The sequence below is a fragment of the Rhodanobacter sp. Col0626 genome (genome assembly GCF_049994385.1).
Lineage (GTDB): Bacteria > Pseudomonadota > Gammaproteobacteria > Xanthomonadales > Rhodanobacteraceae > Rhodanobacter.
Map to the genome: position 1 here is coordinate 1,100,107 of NZ_CP188260.1, position 16,379 is coordinate 1,116,485.

A 16,379-nucleotide genomic window follows, 5' to 3' on the forward strand; every position below is an offset into this window, starting at 1 on the left:
ACTTCCATGTGCCGCTGGCTGCGGTGTGGTCACGATCTTTCCGCGAGCAACTCATCCAGCTGCGCGAACTGCTCGGGCAAGCCTTCCGCCGAACCGGCGAGAGCTTCGTCGAGGGCCGCTTCCGTAGGATAGCGTTCGTGCAGGGTGACCAGCGTCTTGCCGGCCTTTTCCTCGAACGTCACCGTGGTCACGGCGCCCTGGTCGCTTTCTTCGTTCGTCCATACGAGGCGTTCGTTCGGCGTCACTTCCTGGTACGTGCCGAAGAACGCCATCGGTTGATCGAAGGCCGGATGGCTGAACACGAGGCGATACGTGCCTCCGGTGCGAATATCCATGTCGCACGAGACCAGCGACATGCCCGCCGACTTCGGAACCCACCAAAGCTTGAAGAGTTCGGGTTTGCTCCATGCTTCGAAGACAAGGTGCACCGGAGCATCGAACGTACGCGTCACGATGAGTTCGCGGTCGGACTTGCGCTTCACGTCGGTGCGATTCATGGCGGCGGAACTACCTTCTTTTTCGTTTGGCATCTGCCTTCTCCTTGCGTTTCAGGTGTTCGACAAGCTCGTCCAGCGCATCGAAGCGCGCGCTCCAGAGTTGGCGGTGACGCTCAATCCAGGCGGCCTCTTCTTCCAGCCGGCGCAGCCCGAGCTTGCAGGTTCGTATGCGCCCGACCTTCTCGGTGGTCACGAGCCCGGCCTGCTCCAGGATGCTGACGTGTTTCTTCATGCCCGTAAGGGTCATGTGAAACCGTTGGGCAAGGTCGGTGATGGAGGCATCTGAACCCCCGAGCTGCTCCAGCACGCCGCGCCGGGTGACATCGGAGAGCGCGGCGAACGTCGTGTCGAGGCGGGCTTGATACTGAACCATATGGTTCACTGTAAGGCGAGCCATAGGTGATTTGCAAGCGGATGCCCCGCGGGCGGAAATCGCACGTAGCTCCTCTGCTGTTCCTAACCCAAGCTGCGCATGCCGAGCATGGGGCAACGTTACGACCGGCGGCTTTGCGGCAGCCGGATCAGGGCGTCGGATCACTCCTCAGGGTCGAAAGCCGACACTGAATGGATTATTGGGTTGAGCCAGCCGAACGCTAAGAACGGCGTGGATATAGGCAAACGTATGCGCCGCGGGTAATGGTGGCTGCTTTAGCCACCGATCACCGGCAACGCAATGAAGCTGGCCTTGTCCGGCGCGTGATAAACCCGCTGCGTCGCCTTCACGTAGTCCGCCGGCCTGGCCCAGAAGATATTGGGCACGAAGCTCTGCGGGTTGCGGTCGTACAGCGGGAACCAGCTCGACTGCACCTGCACCATGATGCGGTGGCCGGGCAGGAAGACGTGGTTGGCGGCGGGCAGGGGGAAGCGGTAGGCGAGCGGTTGGTTGGCGGCGATCGGTTTGGCTTCGGCGAAGCCTTCGCGGTAGCGGCCGCGCAGGATGTCCATCGACACGGCGAGCTGGTAGCCGCCCATTTCGGGCTGCTCGGCGACCTGGTCGGGGTAGACGTCGATCAGCTTGACCACCCAGTCGCTGTCGGTGCCGCTGGTGGAGGCGACCAGGTTCACCTCGGGCGCGCCGGCGATCGTCAGCGGTGCGGTGAGTGGTGCGGAGATGTAGCTGAGCACGTCGGTGCGGCCGGAGGCTTCGCGCTGGTCGTCGACCAGCCATTGCGACCAGGTCTGGCCGGCGTCGTAGCCGATGGGCTGGATCGGTCGGGCGCGGAACGGCACCGGGTGGGCCGGATCGGAAATGTATTCGTCGTATGCCGCGCCGGCCGAGGGCGCGGCGAAGCCGAGTTGCTGGTCCGGCTCCAGGTAGAGCGCGCGGCTTTTGCTCGCACATCCTCTGTCGCAGACGAGCGGCCAGCGGTCGAGGCGTTGCCACTGGTTGCTGCCGGTCTGGAATGCGGTGACCGGGGCAAGGTCGGCCCTGGGCGCGCCGTCCTTGAGGTATTGCGCCAGGTAGGGACGCAGGATCTTCTCGCGGAAATATTTCGCAGTGTCGCTGCCGAAGCGGATCGCGCCGAGCGAGCTGCCCTCGTCGATCTGCTGGCCGTGGTGCCACGGGCCCATGACCAGCTTCACCATGTTGCCGCCGGTGTCCTTCGGCTTGATCGCGCGGTACACGGCGAGCGCGCCGTAGATGTCTTCCTGGTCCCACAGGCTGTGCACCAGCATCACCGGCACTTTCAGCGGTTGCGTGGCGAGCAACCTGTCCACGGCCTGGTCGCTCCAGAAGCTGTCGTAGGCCGGGTGGGCGAGCACCTTGTTCCAGAAGCCGAGCTGCCCCATGCCGTATTGCCGGCCCAGTTCGCCGGCGGAGCCGAAGTGCATGAACAGGTCGTACTCGTCATGGAAGCTGGTCCACCATTTGATGCCGTTGTCGCGGCTGGCGGTCTGCTCGTAGATGTAACTCATGTTTTGCTGGCGGAAGGCGCCGTTGTGGAACCAGTCGTCGCCCATCCAGCCGTCGACCATCGGGTTCATCGGTACCGACACTTTCAGTGCGGGATGCGGGTTCACCAGCGCCATCAGCGGCTCGAAGCCGTCGTAGGAAATGCCGAGCGTGCCGACCTTGCCGTTCGACTCGGGGATGTTCTTCACCAGCCAGTCGATGGTGTCGTACGTGTCGGTGGCATCGTCCACCGGGGTGGGATTCAGCGGCCCGTGCACCGGGCGGTTCATCACGTAGTCGCCCTCGGAGCCGTATTTGCCGCGCACGTCCTGCACCACGCGGATGTAGCCGTCCTCCACGATCACGTCGGTGGGGTTGTCGTAGCCCTGCAGCATCGGGCCGAGGTGGCCGCTCATGGTGTGGGCGGTAAGCGCCTTGGCGTCGTAAGGTGTGCGGGTCAGCAGGATGCCGGCATGCGTCGCGCCTTTCGGCACCAGGATGATGGTGTGCAGCTTCACGCCGTCGCGCATCGGGATCATCACGTCGCGTTGCACGTAGTCGAAGCTGCCGGTGGCCGGCACGAACTTGGCCGGCGTCTCGCTGGGGTAGGCCGGATACTTTGCCTGTGGCGTGTCGGCGGCCCTTGCGGCGCAGCCGAGGGTAAGCAGCAAAGTGAACAGCGCAGGTTGCAGTCCTGCAATGAAGCGGCTCGCGTTCATGGTGACCCCCGGCGGACGATGCGGCCTAGCGTACCCGCAATGGCTACCCGGAGCCGACGCCGGAGGTTGGCAAGCCTGTTGCATTGATGGTGGCATGAGCGAACACGCCTACGACATCACCTATTTGCTCGACATCGAGCCGGTCAAGCTCGACGTGCCCGAGCGCGGCACCGTCAGGAAGCCGTTGGCTGCGGTGCCCGCGAGCGTCAGCGCCTTGCAGGAAGCCATGGCGCGGGAGTTGTTGCAGGCTGACGAGGCCCATGAGGCGCTGATCCAGCAATTCCTGCGGATGGCCGGGCAGTCCTTTTCGGGTGCGGGCGGGCAATGACGGCTTGACGATGCCGTGCTGTCACGGTTGCACCATTTATGACCAACTTTGACACATCGTGCTGCCACGAGCAGACCATGCCGATGTAGTCCGCAGGCCCTCGGTCCTGGTTGCATGGCTGCCGAGCGGCATCCACCATGGGCGTTTTTCGACGAGGGTGGTGTCATGGAAAATCCCGGACTGCGGAGTTTCCTGCCGCACGTGCACGACGCGTTCGTGGCGATACGCGAGGGTGGCGAGGTTCAGTTCGTGCTGGTCGAGGCCTCGGCGCTGGACGGCTCGGCGACGACGGACAAGTCCTTCAGCCTGATCTTCCACAGTCAGTCGCCGACGCTGTTTCCGCAGGACATCTTTCGCCTGGAGCACCCTGTCGCGGGGGAATGCGAGATTTTCCTGGTGCCCGTGGGCAGGCACAAAAGCGGCTTTGTCTATCAGGCGATCTTCAACTGAGCGTGGATGCGCCCCAGCTCATTGGCACGTGGGAGTCGCCGGGTTCGGTCGCCAGGAAACCAAGCCGTTCATAGAGCCGGCGCGCGTTGTGGTTGCGGCTGTCCACCTGCAGCACCACGCCGTAGCCGAGCGCTGCTGCTTGCTTCTGGATATCCGAAATCAGTGCGCTACCCGTGCCGTGGCATCGTGCGGATGCCGATAACGCGATGTCGATGACGCGGAAAGCCGGCGGCTCGCGCAGCAAGTACAACCGCCCGATCGGCCGGGTGTGCTCTTCGATGACGAGATAGTCGGCCTGTCCGAAATGCGTCAGGTAGTGCCGATGCTGCAGATCGAACTGACTATCCAGAAATGCCTGTTTGACCTGGGGATCCCATGGCACGATGGCCAGTTCCTCGGCGCGCGTTTCCGCGTACAAGGCGCGCAGCCAGGCCAGATCCGCTTCCCCTGCCGGCCGCAGGGCAACACCACGATCGAGGAGGGCCGGTGGCGCGCGCGGATAGTCCACGCGCGCTACCGGAAACCCGTGGAGCACGGCTGTCATCAGTTGAAGCTGGGAAATGCGCCCTGCAAGGCAATGCAATAATTCAGCGCCAGGTAGGGCTGTCGATTCTCATGCGGCAAGCCGCCGCCCGCTGGGCCGATCGTGTTTGGCGCCAGTGTCGCGTTGGGCGCGACTGCTCCGATGAACGGCGTGGAGTTCTGCGGCGGCAGGATGCCGTAGCCTGAGCTGGGCGAAGCGGTTCGCTTGGTGGTATCGGGCTGGCTGAAGATGGTCAGCGCATGCGTGTGTGCGGGCATGCTGCTCTGATCCAGCGCAACCGTGTTGGCGCCAAAGGTTTCGCCGATGGTGCGTAGAGTCAGTCCCGGGCCGGTGCCCTGGCTGCAGGGCGCGCGACCCGTCAGGTTAGGCAGCTGAAACGTACGCACGCCGTCACCGCCATAGCTGGTGCCTAGCAGGGAAAACAACGCGCTGTACTGCTGTATGGGCAAGGTCGCGCCATTGCAGAAGGCCCATCCGACCGGCGCAAAGTTGAAGCCGAAAACCTGGATTTCGCCAAGAAAGGGTGTAGTCACGTCGATCTCCTCGATGCGGCCGCCTGGGCGGTCCATGATGCATTGGCAAACTGTATGCGGCGGCTCAACTTTGCGACGGGAAGATGCCAGCCCATGCGATGCAGAATGACGCGGTCAGCGTGGGCATGATGTTTTCGTGTGGTCCGCTGTTACCCGTCGAACCGACGGAGGTCGGTGCAAGCGCTACGCCATGGGCGCCGGTCAGGTCGCTCGCGTACATCACATCGCCGCTGACGGCGCCCAGTTGTGCCGAGGGCGAGGGTGTCGCGGCGTTGCCCATGCCCGAAGTGGCGAGGTACGGATGGGTATGCTGTGGCAGGTTGCCGGGCAGCAGCGTGACATTCTCGCTGCCGCCGTTCTGGCCCAGCACACGCGGGCTCAGTCCGCCGGCGTTGCCCATGTGCAGGGGAACCTGCCCGCGCATGTCGGGCATGCCGAACGTGTTGACGCCGTCACCACCGAACGTGGTGCCAAGCAAGGTGTAGAGAACTTCGTATTGCGCAATGGATTGCAGGCTGCCGTCGCAGGCGAACCAGCCGGTGGGAATGCGCGAAAAGGCGAATAGCCGGATTTCTCCGACAAAAGGCGTAGACATGGCGTGCTCCGATGTGAGCTTCGAAAACCGGAAGGATTCAGCTGCGCGAGGGGAAGATTCCGCTTAGCGCAATGTTGAAGTTGAGAACCCGAAACGGCTGCATGTTCTGGTGCGGCTGGTTGCCGCCGGTCAAAGCCAGCGTTTGCGGATTGAGCGGTACTTGCGGCCCGCTGGCGGCGGCGTAGATCTGTTCGGAGCCACTGCCTGCATACAGGGTGCCGGTAGGGTTCTTCGCGGTGCCTGCGGTGGTCGAGACTTGCGCCGAATGAAGGTGAGGCGGCAGGTTGGCACCGAGCAAGGTCACGTTCTCGTTTCCGCCTGGTTCGCCCTGCACATATGGCGCGGGTTGCCAGTTCGGATCGGCCGACGAACCGGCCCCGACCGGTGTCCGGCACTGCAGGTTCGGCAGCGCGAAGCTCGCTACTCCGTCACCGCCATACTGGACACCCAACAATGCGAAGAGCGCCTGGTTCTGGCTGATCGGCAGCAACTGACCGTTGCATGCGGCGAAGCCTCTCGGCGGAAAACCGAACCCCGCGAGCATGATTTGCCCGAGATATACGTCAGCCATCGAATGTCCCCTGGGTGAAGAATGACGCGCGCCCCCTAGGCGCGGCGGTTTAATGTCCCTCAGACGTTGTCAACTTACAAGTGTGTCCGCAGACCTCGCCCCGCCTCGAGGTTCCGGCAGGCACTATGACTGACGTGGTTTTCTTGCTCAAATGGGCGTAGCGTTGACAGCATCGTTGCGGGTGCGGGTTGGGGACATCATGAGGATGCCCCGGCGCAACGACACAGGGGCAGGGGGTTTCCATGTTGCATCGTCTGTTTGGACGCGCGGACGCGCGTGCGAATTCGTTCCGTCGCTTGATGGACATCGTGACGCTTGGGCGTTCTGCTTCTGCAGACCCCGCCAGGGCGTCGGCCTCGGTTGACGACATACAGGCAGGCGGGCGAATCGACCCGCGACGCCTGCGTTGGGGCCTCTCGCTTTTGTTGCTGCTGTCCGCAGGGTTTCTCCTGCCAGGCAGTGCCGAAGCCCACGGCCCTCCGACCGGACCCAGCACCGAATGCACGCCGTCCACCCGCTCATTCACGGTGGCCGCCAATGGCACGGCCACACTGGATCTCACCGACTGCTCGATCTTTGGTACCGATGGCATCCTGGTACAGCCTACACACGGCACACTCGATATCGATCCCGATAACGGTGGCGGCGATCAGCCTTTTCACTACACCAACAACGGCGATGGTGCGCTGAGCGATACCTTCATCGTGCTGGACGATACGAATGGCGAGGTGACCTACAACGTCACCGTGTTGCCGGCGGCTTCTCCGATCACGGTCACACCGGGCAGCCTGCCAACCCCGGTTATCGGGACTTCCTACAGCCAGACATTGAGTGCGACGGGCGGCGTTGCGCCGTATACCTATTCGGCCACCGGCTTGCCGACAGGCCTGACGATTTCCAGCAGTGGCGTGATCTCGGGTACACCCACCGGGTTCGGGCCGTTCAACGTTTCGGTGACGGTTCACGATTCGACGTCGCCTACGCCATTGAGCACGATCAAGAGCTACAGCGTGATCGTTGCGCATCCGGTATTGGTCGTTACCACTCCGCCAGCGGCCACCGTGAGTGTGCCCTATAGTCAACAGCTGATGATCAGCGGGGGCACGGCGCCCTATTACAACTTTGCGCTCTCCTCCGGATCGCTGCCGGCCGGTCTCAGCCTTTCGTCGAGCGGCGTCATCTCCGGCACGCCGACAGCGACCACCAGCACACCGTTTCAGATATCGGTGTACGACAGCTCCACCGGCGTAGCGCCGTATTTCGGCATACTCACCGTGACCGTCACGGTCAATCCGGCGCCGACGATCACGTTGAGCCCGACGACGCTCGGCACGATTACGGTCGGTTCGGCGTTCAGCCAGACATTCACACCCACCGGAGGCACCGGGCCGTATACATACAGTGTCAGTGCCGGTGCGTTGCCGGCAGGGCTGACATTGAATGGATCGACCGGTCTGCTGTCGGGTACACCCACAGCCGGCGGACCTTACAGCCTCACCATCGGCGTGCATGACGCGGGTGCAGGCACAGGCTCGCGCGCGTACAGCGGCACGGTGCAGGCGCCGACCATTGTGATTGCGCCAACCACGCTGACCGCAGCCACTCAGAATGCTGCTTACAGCACCAGTGTCAGTGCCAGTGGTGGCACCTCGCCGTATACCTACGCCGTGACTGCCGGGGCGTTGCCTGCAGGGCTGACCCTGGCAAGCAACGGCGCAATTTCCGGTGCGCCAACGGTCTCGGGCAGTTTCAATTTCACGGTCACCGCCACCGACAGCAGCGGCGGTACCGGACCCTACGCCGGAAGCCGTGCCTACACGTTGACGGTCAACGCAGCGGTGCCGGTGATCAGTCCCACCTCGTTGCCCGCGCCGGTGATCGGCGTGGCCTACAGCGAGACCATCTCGGCCAGCAACGGCACCGGGGCCTACACATTCGTGGTTTCTGCCGGTGCGCTGCCGGCTGGCCTTACGCTAAGCAGCTCCGGTGTGCTTTCGGGAACGCCGACAGAGACGGGTAGTTTTCCGTTCACTGTGCAGGTGACGGATGCAGCGAGCGTCACCGCAACACAGGCCTATACGTTCACAATCGCAGCCCCCACGATCACGGTAGCGCCAGTAACAGTGCCAGCAGCGACCCTGCATGCGGCATACAGCCAGACTGTCACGGCTGCGGGCGGCACGGCGCCATATACATTCACTGCTACCGGCGCACTCCCCACAGGACTGACCCTATCTTCGGCAGGCGTGATCAGCGGCACGCCAAGCAGCATCGGAACCTACAACTTCACGGTCAACGCCACCGACTCGACGGATGCCGGCCCGTTCTCGGGCACGGGCCCGTTCGTCGGCTCGCGCAGTTATTCGATCGTCGTGAGCGCACCCGTAATCGTCCTTGCTCCATCGGCGCTGCCGAACGGACAGGTGGGTACGGCCTACAGTCAGACCCTGACGGCCAGCGGCGGAGCCGGGCCCTACACGTTTGCGGTGACCACCGGAACACTGCCGGCAGGCGTCGCGCTCAGCAGCGGCGGCGCGCTCAGCGGCACGCCCACGCAGGGCGGTTCGCAGTCGGTCACCATCACGGCGACCGACGCGAATGGCGACACCGGCGGCGCGAACCTCACGCTCGTGGTCAATGCGGCGACCGTCACGATTGCACCGACGAGCGTTCCCGCTGGCAGCGCGGGTAATGCGTACTCGCGGAACATCAGCGCCAGTGGCGGTACCGCGCCTTACACGTTCTCGCTCCAGTCCGGCTCGCTTCCCGCGGGTGTGAGCCTGGCAGGCGACGGTACCCTCAGCGGAACGCCAACCGCCGTCGGCAATTTCAGCTTCACCGTGCAGGCCGTGGACAGCAGCACCGGTAGTGGCCCCTATACCGGAACACGCGCCTACGCATTGACTGTGAACTCGCCCGGGCTGGTGATCACGCCGGGAGCCAGTACGCTCAGTGCCAGTTACGCGGCCCCGTTCTCGCAGACGTTCAGTGGCGCCGGCGGCACCACGCCATACACGTTCGTCGAGAGCGGCACGCTGCCGTCGGGCGTTACCTGGAACGCGGCTACGGGCACGCTCTCGGGTACACCGGTTCAACCGGGCAGCTTCCCCATCACGATCACGCTGACCGACAGTTCCACCGGTACGGGTGCGCCGTTCTCGACCTCGACCAATTACACCCTCGTGGTGAGTGCGGCGGTGATCACCATCACGCCGACCAGCCTGTCGAACGCAATGATCGGCGTGGCTTACCCGTCGGCGCAGTTGACGGCATCCGGTGGTCAGGGGTCGTACACGTATTCGATCAGTGCGGGCGCTTTGCCGGCTGGCATGACGCTCGGAGGCGGTGCGATCAGTGGCACGCCCACGTCCGCGGGAACCTTCAATTTCACGGTGAGCGCGCAGGACGCCAACGGCTTCACGGGAAGCCAGGCCTATACGATCAACGTGGGTGCGGCGACGCTGACGCTGAATCCGGCAACCCTGCCGGCAGCGACGGCCGAAACGGCTTACGGCCAGACGCTGGCCGGCAGCGGCGGTACCGCGCCTTATTCGTACTCGATCACCGCCGGTGCATTGCCTGCCGGCATCTCGCTGAACGCGTCGACGGGTGCCCTTTCCGGAACGCCTAGCGCATCGGGCAGCTTCACGTTCACCGCGCAGGTGCACGACAGCAGCACGGGCATCGGCGCTCCGTTCACGGCCGCGCGCAGTTATACGCTTGTCGTGAATGCACCGGCCATTTCGATCACGCCGGCCGTTCTTCCTTCGGCCCAGGCCGGCGCAAGCTTCTCGCAACAGGTCACTGCGGCGGGCGGCGACGGGTCATACACGTACACCATCACCACCGGCAGCCTGCCTGCAGGCATCTCGCTGAGTTCGGCCGGCTTGCTGAGCGGCACGCCCACGGCGGCCGGTACCTTCAACGTCACGGTGGAGGCCACCGACGGACACGGTTTCACGGGGACGCAGAACTACGCACTGAGCGTGAGCGCGGCATCGCTCACCCTCACGCCGGCAACCCTGTCCGCCGCGACGGCGGAGAGCGCCTACAGCCAGAGTTTCAGCGCCAGCGGTGGCACGGCGCCGTATACCTACTCGATCAGCAGCGGCGCCTTGCCAGCCGGTTTGAATCTCGTCGCGGGCGGCGTGCTCAGCGGCACGCCGACGGTAGCGGGCAGCTTCACCTTCAGCGTGCGGGTGACCGACGGCAGTACCGGCGTCGGGGCTCCGTTCACCGCCACACGCAGTTACACGCTGGTGGTGAATGCACCCGGCATCAGCGTGGCTCCTGGCAGCCTGTCCAATCCGCAAGCCGGGGCGGTCTACAGCCAGCAGCTGACGGCAAGCGGCGGTAACGGTACCTATGCGTTCACCGTCAGTGCCGGTGCGCTGCCGGGTGGCTTGAGCCTGGGTTCGAATGGCCTGCTGTCGGGGACGCCCGCTGCGGCGGGAAGCTTCGGCTTCACCGTCACCGCCACCGACGGTTTGGGTTTCACCGGTGCGCAGGCCTATACGGTGAGCGTCGGTCAACCACAGCCGGTGGCTGTCAATGACAGCGCCTCCACGGTGGCGAATTCGCCGACGACGATCGCGGTGACCACGAATGACACCGGGCCGATCACCAGCATCGCGATCATGCATGCGCCAACCCATGGCAGCGCCACTGTCAGTGGGCTTGGCGTGGTCTACACGCCGACGACGAACTACTTCGGCAGCGACTCGCTGACGTATACCGCGACCGGTCCGGGCGGAACGTCGGCGCCAGCTACCGTGACCATCGTCGTCACGCCGCTGTCCGTACCCACGGCGGCGGCGCAGACCGCCACCGTGCTTGCCGGCAAGCCGGTGACCATCCATGGCGCGGCAGGTGCCACCGGCGGTCCGTTCACGGGCGCGGCGATCGTTTCCGCTCCCGGCGAAGGCACGGCCGTTGTCAGTGGCACCGACATCGTGTTCACGCCGCCGGCAACAGCCTCGGGTGCGGTGACCTTTACCTACAGTCTGTCGAACGTGTTCGGTACGTCGGCGCCGGCGACCGTCACGGTGACGGTCAACGCCATTCCGGTGGCGCCATCGCGCGGCGCGAAAGCGATTGCCGGCGTACCCGTGCTGGTGGATATCACCACAGGTTCCAGTGGCGGGCCGTTCACCGCCGCTGCCGTGGTGTCGGTATCGCCAGCCAACCTGGGCTCGGCCAGCATCGTCACGACGGGCGATGGTTACCAGCTTCGCTTCGAACCCACGGCGACGGCCAACGGCACCGTGGCGGTCAGTTATACGTTGAGCAACGCGTACGCGACCTCCGCAGCGGGCGTGATCACCATCGCGATCACACCACGCAGCGATCCTTCAAAGGATCCCGAAGTGCTGGGCCTGATCGGTGCGCAGACCGAAGCGATGCGCCGCTTCGCCACGGGCCAGATCAGCAATTTCCAGCAGCGCCTCGAATCGATGCATGGTGGCGGCGGTGGCGACGGGCAGTTCACCAATGGCATTTCGCTGGTGCCGTCGATGAGTCGCGGTCCCGATGGCCGATTGCTGACCTCGGTCAACAACGGCTCCGATACCAACAGCATCAATCGCCGTTATCTGATGACCCCGGAGTCGGAGACACCGGTTCAGCACGGGACGGTGATGCCGGGCCTGCCGTCGAACATGGCGGTGTGGACCGGTGGCGCGATCAGCTTCGGATCGCGTGATCCGCGAGCCGGCCACAGCGGCAATGGTTTCAACTTCAATACGTCGGGACTCAGCGCCGGCACCGACTATCGCGTCAATCAGGCCTTCGCCTTCGGCGCGGGCATCGGCTACGGTCACGACGACAGCGCCATCGGACGCCACGGCAGCCACAGCACGGGCAACAGCTACAGCATGGCGTTGTATGCGAGCTACCACCCGAGCGCGATGACCTACCTGGATGGACTGGCCGGTTACCAGACCATGTCCTTCGATTCGCGACGGTTTGTCACCGACGACGGAAGCTACCTGGAAGGACGTCGTCATGCCGGTCAGTTCTTCGCCTCGCTGGCGGCGGGTTACGACTACCGCAAGGAGCAGTTCCACCTGTCGCCCTATGGTCGTGTCGACATCGCCTCCGGCACGCTGAACGGCTACACGGAGCACGGCGACAGCATCTACGCGCTCAACTATCGCAAGGAGACGGTAAAGACGACCACGGGTAATCTCGGTCTTCGCGTGGACTATCAGTACGCGCTGTCATCGGGGACGTTTGCGCCGATGCTGCGGCTGGAGTATCAGCACGACTTCCAGGGATCGACCAGCGCTGCCATCAGCTACGCCGACTTGCTGTCAGGTCCTCTCTACCGTGCCGATGTGGCCGGTTTGAGCCAGAACCGCACGCTGCTCGGCGTTGGCGCAAGCCTGCAGACCGGGGAAGGTCTGGAGCTGCGGTTCGAGTTCTCGAGCCAGTTCGGCACCGGTAGCGAAAGCGACCAGTCGATCATGTTCAACTTGCAGAAGAAGTTCTGATGCGGCGGATGCCGTTGGCTGGGGTCGTGGCCAAAAGGTAAAAAAAACGCCCGGACAATCCGGGCGTTTTTTTTGTGACGTGAGTTGACTCAGGCAATCGCCGGCAGGCTCTCCACGCCCGCTTCGATCGCCGCCTGATGGACAAGGCAGCGAGGCAGGATGCGCGCGAAGTAGAACTTCGCGGTATCGCGCTTGGCTTGTTTGAACATGGCGGATTGCGAGCCGGTTTCGACCGTTGCCGCGCTGCGAGCCCACATGTAGGCCAGTGCGACGTAGCCGGAGTAATACAGGTAGTCGACGGCCGCGGCGCCGAGCTCTTCGGGATTGGCCTGGACACGCTTGGCGAGCGTCAGGGTAAGTTCGCCCCAGTTCCTGGCGGCGACGGCGAGCGGGCCGATGAGGTCGCGCAGTACGTCGTCGGCGCTGTGCTGCTGGCAGAACGCGCTGATCTCCTGCAGGAAGTGCTTGGCGCCCACACCTTGCAATTGGAGGATCTTGCGGCCCAGCAGGTCGGCAGCCTGGATGCCGGTGGTGCCTTCGTACAGGGTGATGATGCGGGCGTCGCGGACGAACTGCTCCATGCCGTTTTCGGCAATGTAACCGTGGCCGCCGTAGATCTGCAGTGCTTCCTTGGTGCACTCCTGGGCCAGTTCGGTGGCCATGCCCTTGGCGATCGGGATCAGGAACGCGACCAGTTCGCCGGCGATCTTGCGCGCCGCTTCATCGGTGGCGCGCGATTCGATGTCGGTCTGCAACGCGGTATACAGCAGCAGTGCGCGCGAGCCTTCGACGAACGCGCGCTGGGTCAGCAGCATGCGCCGCACATCCGGCTGGACCAGCAGGTTGTCGGCTGGCTTGTCGGGAAATTTGGCACCGGACAGCGAGCGCGATTGCAGGCGTTCGCGGGCGTAGTTGAGGCTGTTCTGCAACGCGCGCTCGGCCAGCGCCAGGCCCTGCACGCCCACCGACAGGCGCGCCGCATTCATCATGGTGAACATCGCGGCCAGGCCCTTGTGTGGCTTGCCGATCAGGTAGCCTTCGGCGCCGTCGAAATTCATCACGCAGGTGGAGCACGCGTGGATGCCCATCTTGTGCTCGATCGCGCCGGCGGCGACGGTGTTGCGCTCGCCCAGCGAGCCGTCCTCGTTGACCCTGAATTTCGGCACGATGAACATCGAAATGCCGCGGCTGCCTTCCGGCGCGTCGGGCAGGCGCGCCAGCACCAGGTGCACGATGTTCTCGGTGAGGTCGTGCTCGCCGGCGCTGATGAAGATCTTGGTGCCGCTGATCTTGTACGTCTTGCCGTCGCTGGTGGGTTCGGCGCGGGTCTTCAGCAGGCCAAGGTCGGAGCCGGCCTGCGGTTCGGTCAGGCACATCGTGCCGGTCCAGCGGCCTTCGATGATCGGCTTCATGAAGCGCTCGCGCTGCCATTCCTCGCCATGGATTTCCATCGCATGGGTGGCGCCTTCGGACAGCAGTGGGTACAGGCTCCAGGCCAGGTTGCCGGACTGGAAGATCTCGGTGGTGGCGGTGCCGAGCACCCCGGGCAGCGCCTGGCCGCCGTAGATCTCCGGGTTGGTCAGGCCGGTCCAGCCGCCATCGGCGAACTGCTTGAATGCTTCCTTGAAACCCTTCGGCGTGGTCACTGTCTGGGTGGCCTTGTCGAAGTGGCAGCCTTCCTCGTCGGCGGGCGAGTTGGTCGGCGCCAGAAGTTGCTCGCTGAGGCGACCGGCTTCTTCCAGCACCGCGTCGAGCAGGTCGCGGCTGTGGGCTTCGCCACCTTGCAGCGAGGTCAGCGTCTGTTCGGCGCCCAGCACATCAAACAGGGTGAAACGCAGATCGTCGAGGGGAGCCTTGTAAGCAGTCATGATGATTCCTTCGGTGAAAAGTGTTCAGCGATAAGTGTTGGCAATGCCCGGCACCGGCGAAATCCAGTCGTTGCCGTTGAAGTCGAAGTTGCGCGGCTTGTCTTCCTCTTCGGGCTTGGCGCTGGTGCTGCCGCTGACGCGATACGCCAGTGAGCCGGAGCTGCCCTTGCCGGCGATGACCTTGAGCGCATCGGTCATCGCCGCGGTGGGCAAGACGTCCAGCTGGATCACGTCGCCGGCCAGGGTCGGGATATCCAGCGCGAAGGTCGAATGCAGCCGGATCGGCACCAGGTTGGCGATCTGCAACTGGCCGTCCAGCGATTTGAAATCCATCTCGCCATAGCTGTTGTTCTGGATGCGCACGGTCAGCCGCCACTGGCCGCCCGGCAGTACCACCAGTTGCTGGATGCTGATGTTGGGTGGATAGACGCTCTTCTTCGCCGGGCCGCAGGCGGCCAGTGCCAGACCCAGCAAAAAGATGGGGGTAATCCAGCGCAGCAGGCGCATCGCGGTTCTCCAAACGATCGTTTGAAATCCGATTCTAACCGCGATTGGGGGGCGCTGTGCCAGCGCGAAGCATCATTTCATCCGCGATGCGCTCAGGGCGCGTCGGTACGCGGAGGAGGGGCGAGGCGGCCGCTGGCTTCAGCCAGCACGATCACGCGATCGATGAAATCGTCGTAGCCCTGGCCTTGGGATTCGGTATCGCCGCTGGCGTCGATCTGGCGCACGGCGACAAGCTTGGCTTGCGGCACCACCACCACGTATTGGCCACCGTCGCCGTTGCCGTCGTACGCAACCACCGGACCCTGGCTGACCTTGAACAGCCGATAGGGACCGATACCGCGGTTGATCAGTTGGTCCACCATGATGGATTTCGCGTCGGGGCCCAATGCCTTCGCAATCCCGGCCTGCATCGCGTCGACGCTGTCGAAATGGGCATTCCGCAGCGTATTCTCCAATTTGCTCACCGTGGCCTCCGGCACGCCGCGCTCGCGCAGCATGGCGAAGCTGGTCGGGTTGGGCGAAAAGTGCATCCACTGCGTCGCGCGCCACCACAACAGGCCGCATTGGCCTTCCATCGACGCTGGCGCAAGCATGCTGTCGACGAAGCTCGCCGACAGCAGTTGGCGTCCCTGCCAGCGACCATGATCGAGCACCAGTTGCCCCAGTTTTGCCAGGTCGGCGGCGGTGAGCTTCAATCCCGCCATGGCGTAGGGATGGCCGGTCTTGTCCTTGTCCCACGGTCCCGGGTGGATACCCATCGTCCTGAACATGCCTTCCCGGAAGAACACGTCCATCGGCTGACCCGACGCCTTTTCGATGATGCCGGCGAGCAGGTTCACCGCCTTGTTGTTGTAACTGGCGGTGCTGCCTGGCTTGCTGCTCAGTTCCGCGGCCAGCGCCAGCTGGATGGCATCGGGCGCGGGGTAGACCTCGACGTCGGTGCGCGGAAAGTTCTGCAGGCCCGACGTATGTTCGAGCAGCATGCGTACGGTGATGTCCTTCTTCCGGCCCTGTTTCCACTCGGGATAGAAATCGGCCACCGGCTGGTCCAGCGACTTGATCCTGCCCTGATCGAGCAACTGGCCGATGCCCAGCGCCACTACCGACTTGGTCACCGACATCAGCTCGATCGGACCGGGCGCCTTGTCGCCCGGATAGTAGTGCCCCAGTTCGTGGCCATCCTGCAGCACCAGCACGGCGTTGCTGTGGCTTTGTTTGCCGCCATCAAGCAACTGGGCCAGTGCCTTGCTCTGGGCGGAGGATATCCCGCGTGCATGCGAGGGTTGCACGGCGGTGAGGGGTAGCGTCAGGATCGCGAGGACAAGCCATGTCTTCATGTGTCGGGTTTCAGGAAGGTTGCGGAGCGAACTTCACTATCGCGC

The 16,379-nt window shown here is 64.1% G+C and carries 13 protein-coding genes; 3 read left to right on the forward strand and 10 right to left on the reverse strand.

The annotated features are described in order from the left end of the window. Nucleotides 1-29: 29 nt before the first annotated feature. The 3 genes from ACPPVV_RS04455 to ACPPVV_RS04465 all read right to left on the reverse strand — a co-directional run bounded on the left by ACPPVV_RS04455 (nt 30) and on the right by ACPPVV_RS04465 (nt 3,110). Nucleotides 30-530 (reverse strand): SRPBCC family protein, encoded by a 501-nt coding sequence (locus tag ACPPVV_RS04455; protein WP_426702267.1) that lies wholly within the window; start codon nt 528-530, stop codon nt 30-32. Continuing rightward, a complete protein-coding gene (locus ACPPVV_RS04460; RefSeq protein WP_426702268.1) occupies nt 508-894 on the reverse strand; it encodes an ArsR/SmtB family transcription factor in 387 nt (128 codons plus the stop codon). The genes ACPPVV_RS04455 and ACPPVV_RS04460 overlap by 23 nt, the downstream gene beginning before the upstream one ends. 251 nt (nt 895-1,145) lie before the next feature. Further along, complete coding sequence (locus tag ACPPVV_RS04465) at nt 1,146-3,110, reverse strand: CocE/NonD family hydrolase (RefSeq protein ID WP_426702269.1); 1,965 nt, start codon at nt 3,108-3,110, stop codon at nt 1,146-1,148. A gap of 94 nt (nt 3,111-3,204) precedes the next feature. On the opposite strand from ACPPVV_RS04465, the gene ACPPVV_RS04470 reads away from it, so the two are divergent. Continuing rightward, nucleotides 3,205-3,438 (forward strand): hypothetical protein, encoded by a 234-nt coding sequence (locus tag ACPPVV_RS04470; RefSeq protein WP_426702270.1) that lies wholly within the window; start codon nt 3,205-3,207, stop codon nt 3,436-3,438. A gap of 165 nt (nt 3,439-3,603) precedes the next feature. Further along, entirely contained in the window at nt 3,604-3,888 is a 285-nt protein-coding gene (locus ACPPVV_RS04475) for a DUF6916 family protein (RefSeq protein ID WP_426702271.1), read from the forward strand. On the opposite strand, the gene ACPPVV_RS04480 is transcribed toward ACPPVV_RS04475, so the two are convergent. The 4 genes from ACPPVV_RS04480 to ACPPVV_RS04495 all read right to left on the reverse strand — a co-directional run bounded on the left by ACPPVV_RS04480 (nt 3,881) and on the right by ACPPVV_RS04495 (nt 6,131). Beyond that, a complete protein-coding gene (locus tag ACPPVV_RS04480; RefSeq protein ID WP_426702272.1) occupies nt 3,881-4,432 on the reverse strand; it encodes an N-acetyltransferase family protein in 552 nt (183 codons plus the stop codon). The two genes, ACPPVV_RS04475 and ACPPVV_RS04480, sit on opposite strands and share 8 nt — an antisense overlap. Then, a complete protein-coding gene (locus ACPPVV_RS04485; RefSeq protein WP_426702273.1) occupies nt 4,432-4,965 on the reverse strand; it encodes a phage tail protein in 534 nt (177 codons plus the stop codon). The genes ACPPVV_RS04480 and ACPPVV_RS04485 overlap by 1 nt, the downstream gene beginning before the upstream one ends. A 64-nt stretch (nt 4,966-5,029) precedes the next feature. Continuing rightward, nucleotides 5,030-5,560 (reverse strand): phage tail protein, encoded by a 531-nt coding sequence (locus ACPPVV_RS04490; RefSeq protein ID WP_426702274.1) that lies wholly within the window; start codon nt 5,558-5,560, stop codon nt 5,030-5,032. A gap of 37 nt (nt 5,561-5,597) precedes the next feature. Beyond that, the gene (locus ACPPVV_RS04495; RefSeq protein ID WP_426702275.1) at nt 5,598-6,131 is read right to left on the reverse strand and encodes a phage tail protein; all 534 of its coding nucleotides are present in this window, start codon (nt 6,129-6,131) and stop codon (nt 5,598-5,600) included. A gap of 242 nt (nt 6,132-6,373) precedes the next feature. On the opposite strand from ACPPVV_RS04495, the gene ACPPVV_RS04500 reads away from it, so the two are divergent. Further along, nucleotides 6,374-12,622, forward strand: coding sequence for a putative Ig domain-containing protein (locus tag ACPPVV_RS04500; RefSeq protein ID WP_426702276.1), 6,249 nt, complete (start codon nt 6,374-6,376; stop codon nt 12,620-12,622). 89 nt (nt 12,623-12,711) lie between these two features. Here ACPPVV_RS04500 and ACPPVV_RS04505 read toward each other — a convergent pair whose 3' ends face one another. From ACPPVV_RS04505 to ACPPVV_RS04515, 3 genes are all read right to left on the reverse strand, one after another. Then, complete coding sequence (locus tag ACPPVV_RS04505; protein ID WP_426702277.1) at nt 12,712-14,490, reverse strand: acyl-CoA dehydrogenase C-terminal domain-containing protein; 1,779 nt, start codon at nt 14,488-14,490, stop codon at nt 12,712-12,714. A 24-nt stretch (nt 14,491-14,514) separates the two neighbouring features. Further along, a complete protein-coding gene (locus ACPPVV_RS04510; RefSeq protein ID WP_426702278.1) occupies nt 14,515-14,997 on the reverse strand; it encodes a hypothetical protein in 483 nt (160 codons plus the stop codon). Nucleotides 14,998-15,089: 92 nt separating this feature from the next. After that, nucleotides 15,090-16,334 (reverse strand): serine hydrolase domain-containing protein, encoded by a 1,245-nt coding sequence (locus ACPPVV_RS04515; RefSeq protein ID WP_426702279.1) that lies wholly within the window; start codon nt 16,332-16,334, stop codon nt 15,090-15,092. Nucleotides 16,335-16,379: the final 45 nt, after the last annotated feature.

Bases quoted from the DNA above. Each gene is read 5' to 3' on its own strand.
- ACPPVV_RS04475 (WP_426702271.1), top strand. From the start codon at position 3,604: ATGGAAAATCCCGGACTGCGGAGTTTCCTGCCGCACGTGCACGACGCG.
- ACPPVV_RS04455 (WP_426702267.1), bottom strand. From the start codon at position 530: ATGCCAAACGAAAAAGAAGGTAGTTCCGCCGCCATGAATCGCACCGAC.
- ACPPVV_RS04480 (WP_426702272.1), bottom strand. From the start codon at position 4,432: ATGACAGCCGTGCTCCACGGGTTTCCGGTAGCGCGCGTGGACTATCCG.
- ACPPVV_RS04490 (WP_426702274.1), bottom strand. From the start codon at position 5,560: ATGTCTACGCCTTTTGTCGGAGAAATCCGGCTATTCGCCTTTTCGCGC.
- ACPPVV_RS04510 (WP_426702278.1), bottom strand. From the start codon at position 14,997: ATGCGCCTGCTGCGCTGGATTACCCCCATCTTTTTGCTGGGTCTGGCA.
- ACPPVV_RS04500 (WP_426702276.1), top strand. From the start codon at position 6,374: ATGTTGCATCGTCTGTTTGGACGCGCGGACGCGCGTGCGAATTCGTTC.
- ACPPVV_RS04505 (WP_426702277.1), bottom strand. From the start codon at position 14,490: ATGACTGCTTACAAGGCTCCCCTCGACGATCTGCGTTTCACCCTGTTT.
- ACPPVV_RS04465 (WP_426702269.1), bottom strand. From the start codon at position 3,110: ATGAACGCGAGCCGCTTCATTGCAGGACTGCAACCTGCGCTGTTCACT.
- ACPPVV_RS04460 (WP_426702268.1), bottom strand. From the start codon at position 894: ATGGCTCGCCTTACAGTGAACCATATGGTTCAGTATCAAGCCCGCCTC.
- ACPPVV_RS04515 (WP_426702279.1), bottom strand. From the start codon at position 16,334: ATGAAGACATGGCTTGTCCTCGCGATCCTGACGCTACCCCTCACCGCC.
- ACPPVV_RS04495 (WP_426702275.1), bottom strand. From the start codon at position 6,131: ATGGCTGACGTATATCTCGGGCAAATCATGCTCGCGGGGTTCGGTTTT.
- ACPPVV_RS04470 (WP_426702270.1), top strand. From the start codon at position 3,205: ATGAGCGAACACGCCTACGACATCACCTATTTGCTCGACATCGAGCCG.